The sequence below is a fragment of the Geobacter benzoatilyticus genome (genome assembly GCF_017338855.1).
Lineage (GTDB): Bacteria > Desulfobacterota > Desulfuromonadia > Geobacterales > Geobacteraceae > Geobacter > Geobacter benzoatilyticus.
Window position 1 is genome coordinate 3,290,472 of the sequence record NZ_CP071382.1, and the last position, 16,027, is coordinate 3,306,498.

Sequence of the window (16,027 nt, forward strand, 5' to 3'; positions counted from 1 at the left end):
CAGGAGAAAAACTATGCACACCAAAGGACCATTGGAAACAAGAAGGGTTGATGGCGCAGGCTTTATCGCCATTGCCCGTGTCGGCTTCATGCCCCATGCCTCAGTTTACGTGGGCGGAGCGAACAATCAGCCGATCAACGAGACCGTTGAAGCAGACGCACGGCTTTACGCGACCTCACCGAAACTGCTGGAAGCCGCGGAACAGCTGATCGAGTCCTATCATCACGGCAACATGGACAAAGCGGTCAAGCGCTTAGCTGATGTGGTTGCCGAGGCAAAAGGCTAACCAACAATGCCAACCCAACAGGGGGCGGAACTGCCCCTCGTGGGAGTTCTGCCTCCTGATACACAAAGGAGACAGAACATGGAAAGAGAACTTCTACTGGAAATAATCGAAACCTTTCCCCAAGCCGATCCGGCAAGCGAATTCTACAACGAGGAGATCAACGGCTGCGAGGCCGTGAACTTCCTCTCCCAGTTCATTCCCCAGATTCGGGAATATCTCGACTCACCACCTCCCAAGGTGGCAGTTATTCTGGATGGCGGTCTGGTGCAGTGCTTGACCTCTGATCGACCGAACGATGTCCAGCCGATTACCTTCATGGTTATCGACTATGACACTGACGGTGCTCCATCTGAAGAAACGGTCAAGGTGCCGCAAGGGGATGGTGATGTTTCGGAAGCATTTGCACGGGTTGAGGAACTTGGCCAGGCAGAAATCGACCTTGACGCTGTCCTCGAACAGTTGAAGGAGGAATAGCCCGGATGATCGCCATGCGGGGAGAGACAACAGCTCCCCCCTTGGGCGAGCATCCATCAAAGGAGGAAAGACATGAGTCCAAAAACACCACGCCCGGCCTCCGCACCGGGTTACACCATTCAGCGACGATCACACTGCGGCAAGATATTCGTGACCGTCACCACCCAGGAAGGGAACCCTTTCGAGGTCTTCATCCGCTTCGGCAAGGCAGGTGGATGCGGTTCGGCAATGGCCGACGGCATCGCCCGACTGGTCTCCTATGGGCTTCGGTCCGGACTGGAGGCTCAGGATGCGGTCAAGGCCCTGTCGGGCATTTCATGCCACCAGGGGCCGAAGACCTGCCTCAACGAAGTGGCATCGGCGATCAGGCTTGTATTGAAGCATCTGGAAACGGGTGCGGACTTGAACAGCATGATCGAGGAAGAGGAGTTTGCCACTGCGAACGCCATGGAGGAGGTTGTCTTCCCATGAAAATGATACCTGACCATATCAAGAGGGAGATCCTTTCCTACGGAGCGGACAATATCGTCTCCATAGTTGGGGAATACGTACCTCTCAAGAAAACAGCGCGGGCCTATGTGGCATGCTGCCCCTTTCACGAAGAAAAGACGCCGTCTTTTACCGTGGACCCGGGCAGAAAAACCTGGCGCTGTTTCGGCGCCTGCTCTGAAGGGGGAGATGTCGCCAAGTTTCTGATGAAAATTGACGGCATCACTTTCCCTGCCTCTCTCGAAGTTCTCGCCAGGAAGGGAGGAATCACTATCCCCAATGGCGGCTCCAAAGAGGAGAGCGAACGGAGGAACCTGCTGAATGTACTGCGAAGGGCTCAGCAGTTCTACCACAACAGCCTGCTGCAAAATCAGAACGGCGCAAAGGCATACGTCGGCTCCCGGATGACCGATGCAATGGTCGGGCAGTTCGGAATCGGCTTCGCACCGGTCGGCGGGAAAACCCTTGTGGAGTATCTCGACAAGGAAAGGCTCCCGCTTGATGTCGCGGAAAAGGCCGGGCTGATAAGAAAAGACGCTGCCGGCGGCTACCGGGACACTTTCCGGGGGCGCGTGATGTTCCCCATCAGGGATAAAGCGGGGTACATCATCGCCTTTGCCGGCCGAACAATCAGTGCAACCGCTGCACGATACAAATACATGAACAGCCCGGAGACGCCTCTTTTCAGGAAGTCGGCGACCCTTTTCGGACTGGACGGTGCCATCGAAGCGATGAAATTACAAGGCGAGGTCAATGTGGTCGAAGGCTACATAGACCTCATGCAAATGTGGTCTGCCGGCATAAACAACGTCGTCGCCACCTGCGGGACGGCATTCACCCGGGAGCATGCCGCTATTCTGAAGCGCTATGTCCGGCGTCTGAACCTGATGTTCGATGGAGACGACGCCGGCAGAAAGGCTCATCAAAAGGCAATAATTTTGGCCGTAAAGGAAGAGATGAAGGCCACGGCTTTCATCTTCCCGGAAGGCCAGGACCCTGATTCTTTCTACAGGAACGGCGGTAAAACGGAAAATCTCGTCACCATGTCCGGCTTCGACTTTCTGAAGCAGTCCGGCGTTGAAATGAACGCCACGATGCAGAACCTTCACCGTCTTGAACGGTTGGAGAACGGGGTCGCGTACATGGCAAGATCGATTCCCGATGTCGCCAGGCTGCTGGCCAGGCGGGGGAATCTGGGAGAGCTTTTCAGTCCTGAGTTTCTCCCGGACATCGAGGAAATCATAACCCATCATGGAGGAGCACGAACATGACAAAGGCAATTTCAATTCTGATAGTTGCGGCGATGTTTCTAGGCGGTTGCAGTCACAGCCAGTGGGCCAGCGTAGAACTTGCGACCCAGGGGGCTTCCTGGCTGAACCCCGTCGCCACGGTTGTTCATATGACCGCCAGCGCCGGCAGGGCCATGACCGATCCTCAAGATGAGCTGCGGGAAAAGGTGCAGCAACGTGAAGAGGAGCGGAAAAAGGAACCCACAACGGAGCAGTCGCAGCCGGGTCCGCCCAGGACTGAGACGAAGTAATCAATAGAAAGGTGGCTTAGTCCGCCTTTTAAGAGATAAGGGGAGCGGTGCTTTGTGCGCCCTCCCTTCCTCTCTCCCCTCGCTCAAGAGGGTTCCTCGGAGCCTCCGTATCCACGGTGGTTGCGGGGAGCCCTTTTGGGCGCCTATCAAAATCACAAAGGGGAGAGAGCCATGACAGTAAAAGCACGGATAAACGGCAGGGAGTATTCACTTTCGTGGGAAGAGTTCGAGAAGGCCTTACTGAGGAGTGATCTTTCAGGCGGTCAGATCGAGGTTATTTCGATTTTCACGGGAATGAGACCCTGCTACAGTCTTCAGGTCGGATGATACATCGTCCGGCCTGGATAGAGGCGGCCCAATGAGGCCGCCTTTTTTTTGCACCGTATTATCTTCAGGTCCCTCTCTCCTCAGCTGTTACACGAACAGGTCTTTTATAAGTAAATTATCGTACCATTGCTTGTACAGGTAGATCCATCGGCGGGTAATGGCATTGAGGAGGGAAACCCTGCACTGCCCAAAGTCTTCAGGTTTGGCAAGATAGTTGGCAGGGAACGGATCGGTCAGGGGAGTGGAAGCCTCCCAGTGTGACCAATCCCGCAGTGGGATGGAACTTGCTAAAATAACTTCTTTATAAGGACCCTTTTTGCAGCTCGTTGTCGTGGGAAAGAATCTTGATGACTCCTCACCGGCGTCTTTTAGCTTTGAGCAAGGCGTTGTTTCGCCATCGCTTCGATTCAGTTCAAAAGGCCATGCTCGCAAGTTGCCAATTGACCCGTGCCAGTCCTTCAGAATCTGCGGCATGTTCCATTTTCCGTAAATATATTTCTGCGGATGAATGTGGTCGAAATCCCATGGGCGGTCAGTATCTTCTAGCTGGTCGGGGCTGGCAGGGTCAAAGTCAGAAAACCAGCGGACAAGCCATTCTCTTTGAGCATAGAGGACCATTTCTTTCATTCCCCATAACCGGTCCGCAAATTTAGGCCATGCTTCGCGCCGATAGTCGACCTCATCATCATGCTCTTTTACCTTCCGGGTGTACCAACTTCTCACTCTCTCGCTCTTGGGTAGAGACTCCGTAAAGTTATCCCACCATCTCCAGGTTTGCCAGCGCTGGTTTGTGCCATTACGCAACCCCCTAAGAGAAAGCTCTACCGCCTCCTTCAAAAGGTCAGGCGGTAACAAGGGTATTAATGGCAACTTCCCACTTTCGCCAACACTAATGCAGCTTTTCAGCCCTCCGACTGAGAACATTTCTTGAAGGTTGTCACCCGAAAGCCCTTGCAGCCTCGTCCACAGGAGAACTCCGCAGAGGACCTCATCTTCTTTGAACCAAGAGAGAGCTGTCAGTGCCCCAACCAACCGGCGGTGAACTCTCTGATCGAAGGTGGTGGGGTCGATCCCAGCGTCCTTCAATCTATCCAGCCAAAAAAGGAAGATAAAGAAGATTTCTGGAGATTTACGAGCGATATCCGCGGCCACGACAGGCGGCAGCCGGTAGGTGTGGGCATCGCCACATTGCAAGTTCAGCAACTTCCTGGCGAGGTCGAAAAGACCCTTGCCATGAGATAGGTAATCTTGAATCGATGCCAAAAAGGATCGACATTGAGGATCCCGCCCATGCACCAACCGCCGGAACCGCGTTACATCCAAAGCTGCGGGAGGCCTTTTGTCATCGGATGAACTTTTCGCCACTACTAGCCTCGAAATAAGGGCAACAAGGCGAGAAGGAGCCATTATTCCAGTGCTCAAGGTTTCCACCACGTCCTGAGCACCAGGCCATATGGATTTAAGAATTGAGTAGTTAAGCTCCTCTCCCTGCAGTGGGGTTCCTGCAGAATTCACTCTGATAAAGAGGGTCTCTACAGGGTCTTGGCGAATGGAATCAAGTGTTGGTCCAGCAGACTGTGCCAAGTCTTCCTCTTGAGACGGAGCACCTGTTATGAGGCGAGGAAGAATGAGAGCGGGGATAAGTAATGAAGGAGAGCGATCAGTTCGAACAAGACGGTGAAGGCCCTCGCACAGCCCATCCATCATAGCGGTAGGGTTGTCGCGCAGTGTGCTCCATCTACGTTTCCAGCAAATGTCCTGGAAATCTCCGGAATCTAGCGCTCTCCAGTAAGGAAGTCGCTCCTCCATCAGCTTATCCAAAATGCCCCATACACTATGCGGCGATTGAGTTACCGCATCAATCAAAAAAGGGACTGGGACAGGGCAACGGGCATCCCAAGGCCAAGCATGTCTGATCAAGGTGCTGGTTCCAAAGAGGCCATCAACAACTTCCTGGTCATCGTGTGACCATTTGTAGGCTTGGTAATAACTGCTCAGAGCCTTTCTGCGTTTTTGGTACTCGAGGGTCTTTGAAGGATCACTGCGCTGGTATCCCCATGGATGGGATCTCGTCACTACTCTAAAGACGAACCTCCTCTCGTCAGCAATATCGTCTGTATCGAGATCAATCCAAAGCGCAGCAGAGCAGGTTATCTTTGTATCCCAAGAATTAATGAATGCTAGAGAAATTGCATTGCATCTCTGCTGTCCGTCCAGAAGATGGTACTCTGCTTCATTTCCTGCCTCTAGCCCAGCGATTTCGTATAGAAAGTTCTGCGTCTTTAGATCCTTCCGGAAGGGAGTCAGCAAAAAGGAACCGACAGGAAATCCATTCAGCAATGAATCCCACAGCATTTCGACTTGGCGAGGCTTCCAGACAGCGCTACGCTGAAGTGCCGGCAGTTTTGCAGTTACTCCTTTTGACTTTTGTAGCAGCGATGGGATCTGCCAACCCGCCACATCAGTCACCGAGAGTAAGTGAAGAAAAGAAGAGGTCGCTTCTTCCCGCATGATAACAGTCCCTCCATCGCTCAAAACTAACGCTCCTAGCGTTGCAGTCTTCTAAGCTATCCTGCGCAGGGTCTTCTCCGCCTGCTCCCCCATGAATTCCATCAAGCGGTAAAGCGCATCACATCTGAAGGGTGCAAAGGCGCCATTGAAGAGCTGTAGGCGGGCATCCTGGATTTTCTGCGCAAGATCGGCGACGCGGGTCAGAACAAGCCGCGGCTTGATGCCGACCTCCTCGGCGAACAGCTCCCAATGCTTCTTCTGGATCGCGCCCGGATCGTTCTCGCCGCCGATCTTCATGGCCAGGCCTTCCGCCAGGCCGTAATGGGCGTAGATCCTGGTTGAAAGAAGATCGTAGAATGGGGCAAGCATCGGCCCTTCCGGCAGCAGCAGCAGGGAAATGTTCTTTCCATGGGCGTCGGAGTTGCCGATCAGGTAGTTGAAGATCACCCAGTTCAAGAGAGACAGCACGTCCTTGCCCGACCTGATGCTGGAATTGCGCAGGAGGCTGAAGCAGGCCACCAGCGACGGGCCCCCTTCGGTCTCGTACTTGAACTCGGGCGGAATCCCGAGCGCCTGGCAGAAATCCTCCTGATGGAGCCTTCTTGTCTCATCAGCCTTGACGACACGATCATACCGTTTGACGACAAATACCCTGGTCTCCTCATGCTGGTAGATGAACGATCGGGGCACATCCAGGCCGATCTCATGGGCCAGGGCCATGCAAAAGGCCTCATTTTCGACCGTGCCGTCCAGATCCTCGATCGCCGGCTTGATGATGTAATTTGAAGGGAGATTGCCGTACCCGAGATGGAAGTGTTCGTCATCGTAGAAGACCGGCAGCTTCTTCTGTGCCCCGGCAAGGGAGAGGCGAATCCCCTTCTCACCGGCGAGAAGCGGTCGCCGTGGCAGTTCCCTGATGATAGCATCCAGCTCATCCGGCGAAAGCTGGCGATATCTGCTGGGCTCGTGCTTAGGTTTCCCGGTCTCGGGATAAAGAGAAACCGCACCGGCGCAATCCCCACCGATCCGCTCCAGCAGCCCGAAGTCGTTATTCACGGAAACACCGAGATTCCTGGCAATTACGGCCCGGATCTTCTCTTCGGGAAGGAGGTTGGCGAAAAAGGGATGCGACTCGTCGTCGAGATAAGGGTCCGGCCGCAACGGCAACGAGAGCGACAGAGGGATTTTCGAACGCTCCAGCCACTCATTGTCGTACTGGAAACAGAAGCGCTTCTTCTCGTCCAGCCAAAGCCGACCTACCACGACATCATCAATTCTTACCAGCAGGGCCGCGGTCATGCTTCATCTCCCGGCGCCGACCACGTCCGCGGTTTTGCTTCCAGTTCGATCCCCAGGCACTTGAGGACCTGAAGCACCTTGTTCAGGCGAACCGTCTCCTTGCCATTCTCCAGGGCCGACAGAAAGGCATAGCTCACCCCGCAGACTGCGGCCGCCTCCTCCAGGGTTAGCCCATCCTCTTTGCGCTTCTGTTTGATGATCCGCCCTAAATCTTCCGGATTTGTTATCTTCACTTTGCCCTCACAATATCTATGTTCGTATATTTATACCATCAATTCAGACAAATGGCCACAAAATATATATGAACGTTGATACACCACCAGCATATTCCCGAAGGCGGCAAAATATTTACGATTGTAGATGATATGTCTTTGTATGGAAATTTGTTGCAACTTGTGGTATTTACAGGGTCTACGCGAATTTGATGAGGAGTCCGGAAGATGACGAAAGCCGATTTAGCCGACAGAATTCAGGAAAAGATCTCTTGCCAGAAGAAGGAAGCCGTTGAACTGGTGGAACTCGTCATGGAAACGCTCAAAGATGCCATTGCGACCGAAGGGCATGTGAAGATTAGCGGCTTCGGGAATTTTGTCGTTCGGCAAAAGGCCGACAGAACCGGAAGGAACCCGCAGACCGGGGAGGCAATCACCATTTCGTCACGGAAGGTCCTGACATTCAAGCCGAGCCTTATATTGAAGAATAGGATTAATCATGAACCTTAACTGCAACTTGAACTAGATAATCAATTCTCCCCGCTCTGCATTGCCAGTATTATTATGCTCTTGACTTTCGCCTTCCGATACTTATACCCACCCGTTCTTTGGCATCGATGATTTTACGCTCCTGTATATCAGCATTCTCCCCAAAGGGTCCGTGCTCAAAGGCAATTTTATAGACAATTTCTATAGCCTCCTCAGACCGTTCAAGAAGGATGCTAAGCCATCTGATGTTGTCCTTGGTTGGTGCAAGACTAAGAATTACTTCAAGTTCCCCATCTTTGTAAGGTTTGCCAGTTCGATTAGCCATTGGACACTCTCCCTCAAACTCCAAGCACTCGCTTTCAATGTGTAGGATTTACTCGTATAGAACGTTGACTATTAAGAATTTGTCAACACGTTGTCCAACTTGAACAGGATTTTTGCTACGAAGCTCTATCTGTCCAAGTACACCCTCTTGAGGGGTGCTATTGGCATCTGACTTAAATTTTAAGGGCCCACGCAAGTTTCTTCTAAAAACAGGGTCAAGTGCGCTAGCTTTTAAAGCAGATAGATGTAAAGCTTGCATGTCGCCATCATTTAGTTCCGATATTTTGCTACATATCTTTCTGACGGCTTCTGGGTATATTATGATATTTTCTAGTTTTTCCTTTTCGCCACGGCCTGCAATACAAGCGGCAAGTGTTTCCCCTATAGGAAAGTTAGCAAGCTCCTGAGCTTCACTGCGTATTCCGGACGAATCCGGCCACCATTCCGGCGGGAAAGCGGCCACCGTTCCGACGGGAAACCGGCCGGCATTCCGATTTGATTGCGGCCACCATTCCGGAGCAATCCGGCCAGTGTAAAATGAGAGTGTAGTCGCGGGGTAACTCCAACAGGTATCCTGCCTTCCTTGATTGAATAACGAGGAGGGCGTGATGCCGAGAGAAAGAGTTACCATGCGAAAGATACGAGAGATACTCCGCCTTGTTTGGTCGTGTAACCAGAGCCGGCGTGATACATCCAGGACCTGCGGTGTCGGCAAGAGCACCGTGGATGACACCATCAACCGGGCAGTCGCCGCCGGTTTTTCCTGGCCTTTGCCTGCCGATCTCGATGATGAAGCCCTTGAACTGCGCCTCTATCCCCCCGTTGTCAACCCAGCCTCCCGCAAGCTGCCCCAACCCGACTGGCGGGCTCTGCACGATGAACTTGTCAAACATAAGAAGCTCACCCTCATGCTGTTGTGGCAGGAGTACAAGGAGGGCGAACCCTCCGGTTACCAGTACAGCCAGTTCTGCGAACTGTACCGGCAATGGAGAAAGAAGCTCGACCGCTCCATGCGCCAGGAGCACCGTGCCGGCGAGAAGTTCTTTGTCGACTACAGTGGCCAGACGGTACCGGTTGTGGACGCCACCACCGGCGAGGTCCGGGACGCCCAGATGTTCGTGGGTGTCATGGGCGGCAGCAACCAGACCTATGCCGATGCCACTTGGACCCAGTCACTTGCAGACTGGACCGGATCCCATGTGCGGGCGTTCGGTTTTATGGACGCCGTCCCGCATTGCATCGTTCCCGACAACTTGCTCTCCGCCGTCACCAAGACCTGCCGCTATGAACCCGATATAAACCCCACCTATGCGGCACTTGCCGATCATTACGGCACCGCCATCGTTCCTGCCCGTGTACGCCATCCCAAGGATAAGGCCAAGGTCGAAGGGGGCGTGCTGATTGCCCAGCGTTTCATCCTGGCAGGCCTGCGCAACCGGACCTTCTTCAGCCTGGCCGAAGCCAATGCCGCCATTCGTGAACGCCTTCTCCTTCTGAACAACCGCCCCTTCAGGAAGCTGCCCGGATGCCGACAGAGCCGGTTCGAGGAGATTGACCTTCCGGCCATGCTGCCTTTACCGGAAACACCCTATGAGTATGCCCAGTGGAAGAAGGCCCGGGTGCACATCGATTACCATGTCGAACTGGAAGGGCACTTCTACAGCGTCCCGCATCGCCTGGTGAAGGAACAGGTGGATGTGCGTTACACCGAGACGATCGTCGAGTGCTTCTACAAGGGAAACCGGGTTGCCTCCCATCCCAAGTCATCTGTCCAGGGCAAACACACCACCACACCGGAGCATATGCCCAAAGCCCACCGTGAGTTCGCCGAGTGGACACCGGAGCGGATCATCTCCTGGGCCGCCCAGACCGGAACAGCGACGGCACAGGTGGTGGAAACCATTCTGTCACGCAAGGCATATCCCGAGCACGGCTTCCGATCCTGCATGGGGATCATCTCGCTTGCGAAGCGCTATACCAAAGAACGTCTGGAGGCGGCCTGTGAACGGGCAGTCACCATTAAAGGCGTCACCTACAGAAGCATCAAGTCGATCCTAGAGAACAACCTGGATCAGAAGGCGCTACCCAAACAGATGGAACTACTTCCGGTTGCCCACGAGAACATCAGGGGCACGGATTACTACAACGACGAAAGGAAACTGTATGCTGACACAACCGACCATCGAGAAGCTGAACTCGATGAAACTGACAGCCATGGCTAGGGCCTTTGCGGACCAGATGCAATGCCCGGACATGGCACAGCTCTCCTTTGAAGAGCGCTTCGGCCTGATCGTGGACTACCAGATGACCGATCTGGAAAACCGGCGGATGCAGAACCGACTCAAGAACGCCAAGCTCAGGCTGTCTGCCTCGATCGAGGATCTGGACTTCCGCCAGGGAAGAGGTGTTGACCGCTCACAGGTCATGTCCCTTGCCGGGAATCAGTGGGTGAAGAGCCATCACAACATCCTGGTGACCGGGCCGACCGGCGCCGGCAAGAGTTACCTGGCCTGTGCGCTGGCACAGAAAGCCTGCCGGGACGGTCACTCTGTTCTCTACCAGAGAGTGCCGCGGCTGCTTCAGGAGATCGCGGTATCCAGGCTCGATGGCCGCTACAACAAGATCATTGCGCCGCTAACCAAATGCGAGGTGCTGATTCTGGACGACATGCTCATCTCTCCCCTGACGCGGGAGGAACAGCGGGAACTGCTGGAGATCGTCGAGGAACGTTATGACCGCAAGGCAACCGTTATCACCAGCCAGCTGCCGGTGAGGGCCTGGCATGATGCCATGCAGGATCCGACTCTGGCTGACGCCATACTGGACAGACTGGTGCACAATGCCTACAAGCTGGAACTGAGGGGTGAATCCATGAGACGAAAACGATCCGTGCTTGACCAGAAAACAGAAACTGTGACAGAGTAAAAACCCACACCCCGAGACTCTCTCTCACCACTGGCCGGAATCACCGGAACGCTGGCCGTATTCACAGCGGAACGGTGGCCGCCATCACGTCAGTTCGACTGGCCGCTTTCACCGGAATACGCACTTCACTTCTCGAATTTCTATAAAAGACAGATAATCCAACTGGCCAGGTAGCTTGCATTGAGGCAGGAGTACCAACCCTACCAAGATTGCCAATGAACCGTTGTTGCAACTGTAAGCCGTATAAGGAACGAAAACGTCTTATTTTCTGGTACTTGCCATCAAGCCCAAGCAGTTCATCAAGAGAATCAATGGACCAGGTTATTGGCCAACTTTCATCCCAATCTATGACAAAAAATGCCCCGTCTATGTCAATGATTGGAGTACGCGGTGCATTAGGGATGCGATAATTTTGTATTGAGTAAGGTTTTAGCGAACCCTTTATGAGTAAAATGCTTTTGGCATTGCCATGCTGAAGATCACATGCTTGAGTTAATACAACAAGGACCTCTCGATTTTCATAAGGAATTGCCTCTCTTGATATAAAAACATCACCAAGTTGTATAGAATCAAGATGAGGTAGCACTGCTACGTCTCTTTCAAATTTCACCCTTTCGGCATTTTCAAAGATAGAGGCATCAAGAATGGGCTTTATTTCATCTGTCGGAAGGAAGTGAGAAGGCGGATATGTTTTAAATTCGAGGGTGTTTAGTGAATGTCCGGCATCAAGTAGATCCCTGTCGCTCTCAAGGAAATGATGAAAGTACGTATGATACACATCTACTAAATGGTCACCAAGTCCCTCTCCTTCCGCGTCAAGGATTAGGCGCTTTAAGTCTGCATAGTCAGTTAAATCAAGTTTGCGTACGCTTCTAAGAAAAGTCTCTCTTTGCGTATCCAGGGCGCGTTCCCATGCTAAAATAAACCTATTAAGTTTTAAAGAGTCTGGGAATGACGAAATAAGATCATGTACGTCAGTAAGAAATGTATTTGTATCTGAGAAAACATTCTTTTCAATTGACCTAAATTGGCAGCCCAGTAATTGCCCATCATCACGAAAAACGTCCCGCTTCGATGCGAGCCGGGGACTCGATGACATCAAAATGACAACGGGTGGATTATTGGGATCAACACTCCTGATTTCGCGGATTGTTCTAATCGCTCGATCTATCGCCTCTTCTTCACCAGTGATACCCAGGAATAAATCAATGAATACGATCCTTGTCTGAACTTGGGTGTAGTCACCGCTTCGCCCTAAGCAATGAACATGGACACCAAGACGTTCTCGAAAGATTGTTTCGAGTGGCTGCAACTGGGCAATCTTACCCTGTTGCTCGTTATTGTAATCTTCAAAAAGTGCCTTTTTTACTCGTGCCGATAGGCGCTCTTTTTGGCCCCATAGCCGCGCTACAAAATCATCATCGGCCCTGCAATTCTTTACAAGATTTTCATCATAAACGTCAACTGAGAGCAACTCTGTAATAAGTGGTATCGATTCTTCGTCCATCTCATCCAGAAATAAGTTCCAGTTTTCTGTTTTTATTTCTGCGGCCTTAGGAACATCATCATATGCATCATCTATTATTGTTACATCAGCAATTTGGTTGTCTCTGAGAAGAGCTTGCACCTGTTCTATCATTTCAATATTTCCTTTGGCAGCTCAAGAATGAAAGTATTTAATCTATCGCGATGAAATGTTGGCTCAGAGGATAGATATAATTTGCCGTTATGATAATTTGCACAATCTCTGGCGATAAACAACCCGAGCCCCTGACGGGTCGTTGCAGCCTTTGTTGAATAAAAAGCTCTAAAAATAATTTCCTTGCGTTCAGGTCTTACCCCTGGGCCGTTGTCAGTAAATTTCAAAACAAATGGATCTGATGTCAAGGATATAGCTATTTTTGGTTTAAATTCTATATTGTCTTCTCTCTCAATTTTGAGCCAATAAACTGAATTTGCTAATAGATTTTCTATTATTTGTACCATCATTCCACGCACAGCATTAACATATACTTTCTTGCTCTGACCTTCATCAATAGATATACTTAGACCTATTCCGTGCCTTTCAAATTGTGCCGATCTTGAATCAAGAGATTCTTTCAACAGAGCAACAAAGTCAAAAGTTTCTTTACGTTGGCGTCCAGAAACACTTAAAGGATCAAGAACTCTCAATCTCTTATTGATTGTCTTCATTTGATGCCTTAAGCTGCCAAACAAAGATTCTACTTCATTAGATAACTTATCACTCTCAGCTGAGTTAAGTAATGTCAAGGTATGTTCTGTCGCACGCGCAAGTTCGTGTGCAACTACCTCAATCATTAGACCAACGCCGGCTAATTGTATCATCCTCAATCGTTCATCTTCAATTTGTTCTGCTCGTTCTTTTGCTAAAACAAAATAGTGCTGCATTTCCTGAAAAATATCATTAAGCTCAGTAAAACTTGCTGCATCACCTTTATGTCGTTTCTGCAACTCGGATATCGATTTTTTTGCACGATTTTCAAGTAGATCTACTTTTTTCTTCGCAAGAGAAAAATCAAGATCTTGAGCTTCAGTTCGTTTGGCAGAATCTACATCTTCCATAAACGACTTCAACTCTGTTTGAATGGTATATTTCATAATTGCAATCAATACTGCTTTCTCGTCGCAATCTTTCAAGCCTTCACGATTCGTTTGATCGATTAAATATTGGTTCTTGAGTCTTGAAATTGCAACCCTGCCGACGAATTGAGCTTTGTTCAACTTGTATCCAGAAGCTGCTAGAGCTCGTCGATCTAGACCAAGCCAGTCATCGCTTTCTTCGCCATAAGGAAAAACACGGTAGTTATCGCGGAATAACATAATTCCTGCCCAGAGCTTTTGCCAATCTCTAATCTGATTACGCAAACCTGTTGTGTCGATCTCGTTGAAGCGTTTTCTATTGAACCAGTAAAGCTCGAAGTTGAAAGGGCCTACAGTGGTCAGCGCTGATCTTGCGACATCAGAATAGAAATCCTTTGTCAGGCTTCTTATATCAGGAAGTTCTGAAATAATTTGTTTCTCTTCGTTCTCGTATCTTAAATAGATTTCAAGTCTTGGTGTTCCCTGTTTAACTATATATTTCCCTTTACAAATTGCGTGCGCATGCTCGAAGAGAACCTCCTCAATTCTCGGAATCTCAATTCGATCACTGTTAAAAGTTATGGCAACTCTATATCGGCGCTTGGAACGTGAAAAGGGATCAGAAAGTTTTGCAAATTGAGTCTGAGCAACATCTCTGATTCTGGCTGGGGACCAATTTCCCTGAAGGCCTGATATAAACAACTTTGTGCCGTGATATTCGGGATCAGTTTTTGCTGGCCCAATGTAAGGCTCAACGTCAACATCCTCTGCCATCATTTCTGGATCTTGGGAGAACGCCTCCCAATCAATATCGAGAATGTTTATATGAGAATCTTGGGCAGTAGCGGATTGGACTTGAAGACGCGAACCAAGTCGCATTGCCGAAAGACGGCCCACTCCTTTCTCTCCAAGATATGGTGTCTCAACATCGGCTCCTCTTTTTGCTTCAGATATTGCGCGGTCAATATATCTTTTTCTATTGCTCCGGTGATTAAACGTTCAAATCAGGCAGCATAGGCGATCTTTGGATGCCTGAAGTAGTTTCGGACATGTTGTGGCCTATTTTGAAGTTTTCGCATGAATGATCTGGTTTTCTTGGTCAGTTCCTTCTCTGATCGAGGAGGAAGCCCAGACCGGATACAATGCTTGAGGTCCCCATTGAGATACTCATCGGGATTGAGTTCCGGCGAGTACGAGGGGAGATAAAAGACCTCGATTTGGTCTTTGTTCTCCAACAGCCAGTCTTTGACCATTTTGCTGTGGTGCACCCGTAAGTTGTCCAAAATCAGAAACACCTTGCGGCCCGCATCCTTGATCAACCGAGACATGAATTTAATCAGCACCTGGGCAGTCATGGTTTCCCGGTACATCATGAACCGGACTTTCCCCTGATTTGTAATGGATGAGATCATGTTGACCCGGCTTTTCGTGGCGTTAATTCGCACGACTGGCGTTTTCCCTTTGGGGGCAAAACCTTTGGTATTGTAAGCATCGTTCTGAATGCCGGTCTCGTCACCCCAGTGAATTTCGGCCTTTTCCTGTTTGGCGCGGGCCTGAATCTGGGGGTAGACCGTCTCATGCCACTGTTGAACCGCCTTTGGGTTTTGCTCGTAGGCTCTTTTCGTCGGTTTCTGAGGGGTAAAGCCCCACCGCTTCAGATAGTCGGTGATGGTTCGTAGCGGCAAATCTATGCCGTAATGTTGCTTGATTGCCAACCGTACGGCATCACGGGTCCAGAGTGCGAAGGACAATTTCAACTGATCGGGCGTCTTATCGACTAGCAACTTCTGGATATCAGCCTCTTGCATGGCTGTCAGTTCTCGTTGTTCCCCGTGACGGCGACCACGAACCCCTGGCTTGATGGCATCCAGACCGCCACGTTGGTACTTTTTCCAGATCGTACTGATGTAGGTTGAACACAAACCGACGATTTCTGAAATGGCTTGATTGTCCAGTTCGCCTTTTTCTTTGAGACGAACGACTTGCTTGCGAAGTTCATACTGTGTTTCTTGATTTAGCTTGCGGGCATCTGTAGTTTTCATGCCCGAAGTATATCACAAATTATAGTAAATTTGAATATTTATTCACCGAGTCAATACTAGGGGTTCCGATTACAAGAAAAGCATCATCAAGATCTTCAAATGACATTCCACAGCCTGAATCTCTAAATTCGATCCAGTTAGTCTCAAAATAGGCTTCTTTGAAAATGTTAGAGAAAGAATCTAAATCAGTTGCTGCATTGATCATATTAACATACTTCGACCGTGTTGATTGTAGAGCGCTTGGAAGGATAATATCAATTGCCTCATTCTTAAGTACCTTTAGATCTTCGTCGCAGAATTCTTCAATATCAGCAAACTCCTCAATTCTTGACAAAAGCTGCTGATAATCACTATGGCTAATTGTAATTACAAAATCTATTTCTGCTCCGTCCATAGATCGAGCATCAATAGAGTTCTTAATTAACTCGTAGACGGCTACAGCATCAGAGCTTATCAGCTCGCCTCCAAGCTCTAAAATTGTCCGCGCTGCGAATTTAAAAGCCATAAA

Annotated in this window: 17 protein-coding genes and 1 pseudogene; 9 read left to right on the forward strand and 9 right to left on the reverse strand. The window is 50.3% G+C overall.

Annotated features, from left to right (window positions below; all coding sequences use genetic code 11):
- The first annotated feature begins 13 nt into the window (after positions 1–13).
- The 6 genes from JZM60_RS15280 (at position 14) to JZM60_RS15305 (ending at position 3,116) form a co-directional block, all read left to right on the forward strand.
- A complete protein-coding gene (locus JZM60_RS15280) occupies positions 14–286 on the forward strand; it encodes a hypothetical protein (protein ID WP_207163257.1) in 273 nt (90 codons plus the stop codon).
- A gap of 78 nt (positions 287–364) precedes the next feature.
- Entirely contained in the window at positions 365–760 is a 396-nt protein-coding gene (locus JZM60_RS15285) for a hypothetical protein (RefSeq protein ID WP_207163258.1), read from the forward strand.
- Positions 761–832: 72 nt separating this feature from the next.
- On the forward strand, positions 833–1,231 hold the full coding sequence (locus JZM60_RS15290; RefSeq protein WP_207163259.1) for a TSCPD domain-containing protein: 399 nt from the start codon (positions 833–835) through the stop codon (positions 1,229–1,231).
- Positions 1,228–2,520 carry a DNA primase gene (gene dnaG / locus JZM60_RS15295; RefSeq protein WP_207163260.1) on the forward strand — a complete coding sequence of 431 codons (1,293 nt, stop codon included), beginning with the start codon at positions 1,228–1,230 and terminating at the stop codon, positions 2,518–2,520. The genes JZM60_RS15290 and dnaG overlap by 4 nt, the downstream gene beginning before the upstream one ends.
- Complete coding sequence (locus tag JZM60_RS15300; protein WP_207163261.1) at positions 2,517–2,789, forward strand: hypothetical protein; 273 nt, start codon at positions 2,517–2,519, stop codon at positions 2,787–2,789. The genes dnaG and JZM60_RS15300 overlap by 4 nt, the downstream gene beginning before the upstream one ends.
- Positions 2,790–2,960: 171 nt before the next feature.
- Complete coding sequence (locus JZM60_RS15305; protein ID WP_207163262.1) at positions 2,961–3,116, forward strand: hypothetical protein; 156 nt, start codon at positions 2,961–2,963, stop codon at positions 3,114–3,116.
- 87 nt (positions 3,117–3,203) lie between these two features.
- Here the strand turns inward: JZM60_RS15305 and JZM60_RS15310 are convergent, their stop codons facing one another.
- Genes JZM60_RS15310 through JZM60_RS15320 form a run of 3 tightly spaced genes read right to left on the reverse strand, consistent with a single transcriptional unit; the run spans position 3,204 to position 7,159 of the window.
- Positions 3,204–5,627, reverse strand: coding sequence for a DUF262 domain-containing protein (locus JZM60_RS15310; RefSeq protein WP_207163263.1), 2,424 nt, complete (start codon positions 5,625–5,627; stop codon positions 3,204–3,206).
- A gap of 51 nt (positions 5,628–5,678) precedes the next feature.
- Positions 5,679–6,926 (reverse strand): type II toxin-antitoxin system HipA family toxin, encoded by a 1,248-nt coding sequence (locus JZM60_RS15315; RefSeq protein WP_207163264.1) that lies wholly within the window; start codon positions 6,924–6,926, stop codon positions 5,679–5,681.
- Positions 6,923–7,159: a helix-turn-helix domain-containing protein gene (locus JZM60_RS15320; protein ID WP_207163265.1), complete on the reverse strand. Its 237-nt coding sequence runs from the start codon at positions 7,157–7,159 to the stop codon at positions 6,923–6,925. Before JZM60_RS15320 ends, JZM60_RS15315 begins: the two co-directional genes overlap by 4 nt.
- 207 nt (positions 7,160–7,366) lie before the next feature.
- Here JZM60_RS15320 and JZM60_RS15325 point away from each other — a divergent pair, with 207 nt between their 5' ends.
- Complete coding sequence (locus JZM60_RS15325) at positions 7,367–7,648, forward strand: integration host factor subunit alpha (protein ID WP_207163266.1); 282 nt, start codon at positions 7,367–7,369, stop codon at positions 7,646–7,648.
- Positions 7,649–7,700: 52 nt separating this feature from the next.
- Here JZM60_RS15325 and JZM60_RS15330 read toward each other — a convergent pair whose 3' ends face one another.
- Together JZM60_RS15330 and JZM60_RS15335 are read right to left on the reverse strand one after the other, a co-directional pair.
- The gene (locus JZM60_RS15330) at positions 7,701–7,952 is read right to left on the reverse strand and encodes a hypothetical protein (RefSeq protein WP_207163267.1); all 252 of its coding nucleotides are present in this window, start codon (positions 7,950–7,952) and stop codon (positions 7,701–7,703) included.
- Between the two features lie 48 nt (positions 7,953–8,000).
- Positions 8,001–8,414, reverse strand: coding sequence for a hypothetical protein (locus tag JZM60_RS15335; protein ID WP_207163268.1), 414 nt, complete (start codon positions 8,412–8,414; stop codon positions 8,001–8,003).
- Between the two features lie 166 nt (positions 8,415–8,580).
- Here JZM60_RS15335 and istA point away from each other — a divergent pair.
- Positions 8,581–10,098: pseudogene (istA, locus tag JZM60_RS15340) on the forward strand (IS21 family transposase); the annotation flags it as partial.
- A 16-nt stretch (positions 10,099–10,114) separates the two neighbouring features.
- The gene (gene istB, locus JZM60_RS15345) at positions 10,115–10,876 is read left to right on the forward strand and encodes an IS21-like element helper ATPase IstB (RefSeq protein WP_207162069.1); all 762 of its coding nucleotides are present in this window, start codon (positions 10,115–10,117) and stop codon (positions 10,874–10,876) included.
- Positions 10,877–10,937: 61 nt separating this feature from the next.
- Here istB and JZM60_RS15350 read toward each other — a convergent pair whose 3' ends face one another.
- The 4 genes from JZM60_RS15350 to JZM60_RS15365 all read right to left on the reverse strand — a co-directional run bounded on the left by JZM60_RS15350 (position 10,938) and on the right by JZM60_RS15365 (position 16,024).
- Positions 10,938–12,515, reverse strand: a complete 1,578-nt coding sequence (locus JZM60_RS15350; protein WP_207163269.1) for a hypothetical protein — start codon at positions 12,513–12,515, stop codon at positions 10,938–10,940.
- Positions 12,512–14,374 carry an ATP-binding protein gene (locus JZM60_RS15355; protein WP_207163270.1) on the reverse strand — a complete coding sequence of 621 codons (1,863 nt, stop codon included), beginning with the start codon at positions 14,372–14,374 and terminating at the stop codon, positions 12,512–12,514. The genes JZM60_RS15350 and JZM60_RS15355 overlap by 4 nt, the downstream gene beginning before the upstream one ends.
- 107 nt (positions 14,375–14,481) lie before the next feature.
- Positions 14,482–15,519 carry an IS630 family transposase gene (locus tag JZM60_RS15360; protein ID WP_207163216.1) on the reverse strand — a complete coding sequence of 346 codons (1,038 nt, stop codon included), beginning with the start codon at positions 15,517–15,519 and terminating at the stop codon, positions 14,482–14,484.
- A 19-nt stretch (positions 15,520–15,538) separates the two neighbouring features.
- A complete protein-coding gene (locus JZM60_RS15365) occupies positions 15,539–16,024 on the reverse strand; it encodes a hypothetical protein (protein ID WP_207163271.1) in 486 nt (161 codons plus the stop codon).
- Positions 16,025–16,027: the final 3 nt, after the last annotated feature.

Coding starts and splice junctions, on each gene's coding strand:
- JZM60_RS15290 (WP_207163259.1), top strand. CDS start 833: ATGAGTCCAAAAACACCACGCCCGGCCTCCGCACCGGGTTACACCATT.
- dnaG (WP_207163260.1), top strand. CDS start 1,228: ATGAAAATGATACCTGACCATATCAAGAGGGAGATCCTTTCCTACGGA.
- JZM60_RS15360 (WP_207163216.1), bottom strand. CDS start 15,519: ATGAAAACTACAGATGCCCGCAAGCTAAATCAAGAAACACAGTATGAA.
- JZM60_RS15310 (WP_207163263.1), bottom strand. CDS start 5,627: ATGCGGGAAGAAGCGACCTCTTCTTTTCTTCACTTACTCTCGGTGACT.
- JZM60_RS15325 (WP_207163266.1), top strand. CDS start 7,367: ATGACGAAAGCCGATTTAGCCGACAGAATTCAGGAAAAGATCTCTTGC.
- JZM60_RS15350 (WP_207163269.1), bottom strand. CDS start 12,515: ATGATAGAACAGGTGCAAGCTCTTCTCAGAGACAACCAAATTGCTGAT.
- JZM60_RS15330 (WP_207163267.1), bottom strand. CDS start 7,952: ATGGCTAATCGAACTGGCAAACCTTACAAAGATGGGGAACTTGAAGTA.
- JZM60_RS15305 (WP_207163262.1), top strand. CDS start 2,961: ATGACAGTAAAAGCACGGATAAACGGCAGGGAGTATTCACTTTCGTGG.
- JZM60_RS15315 (WP_207163264.1), bottom strand. CDS start 6,926: ATGACCGCGGCCCTGCTGGTAAGAATTGATGATGTCGTGGTAGGTCGG.
- JZM60_RS15365 (WP_207163271.1), bottom strand. CDS start 16,024: ATGGCTTTTAAATTCGCAGCGCGGACAATTTTAGAGCTTGGAGGCGAG.
- JZM60_RS15285 (WP_207163258.1), top strand. CDS start 365: ATGGAAAGAGAACTTCTACTGGAAATAATCGAAACCTTTCCCCAAGCC.
- JZM60_RS15300 (WP_207163261.1), top strand. CDS start 2,517: ATGACAAAGGCAATTTCAATTCTGATAGTTGCGGCGATGTTTCTAGGC.
- istB (WP_207162069.1), top strand. CDS start 10,115: ATGCTGACACAACCGACCATCGAGAAGCTGAACTCGATGAAACTGACA.
- JZM60_RS15280 (WP_207163257.1), top strand. CDS start 14: ATGCACACCAAAGGACCATTGGAAACAAGAAGGGTTGATGGCGCAGGC.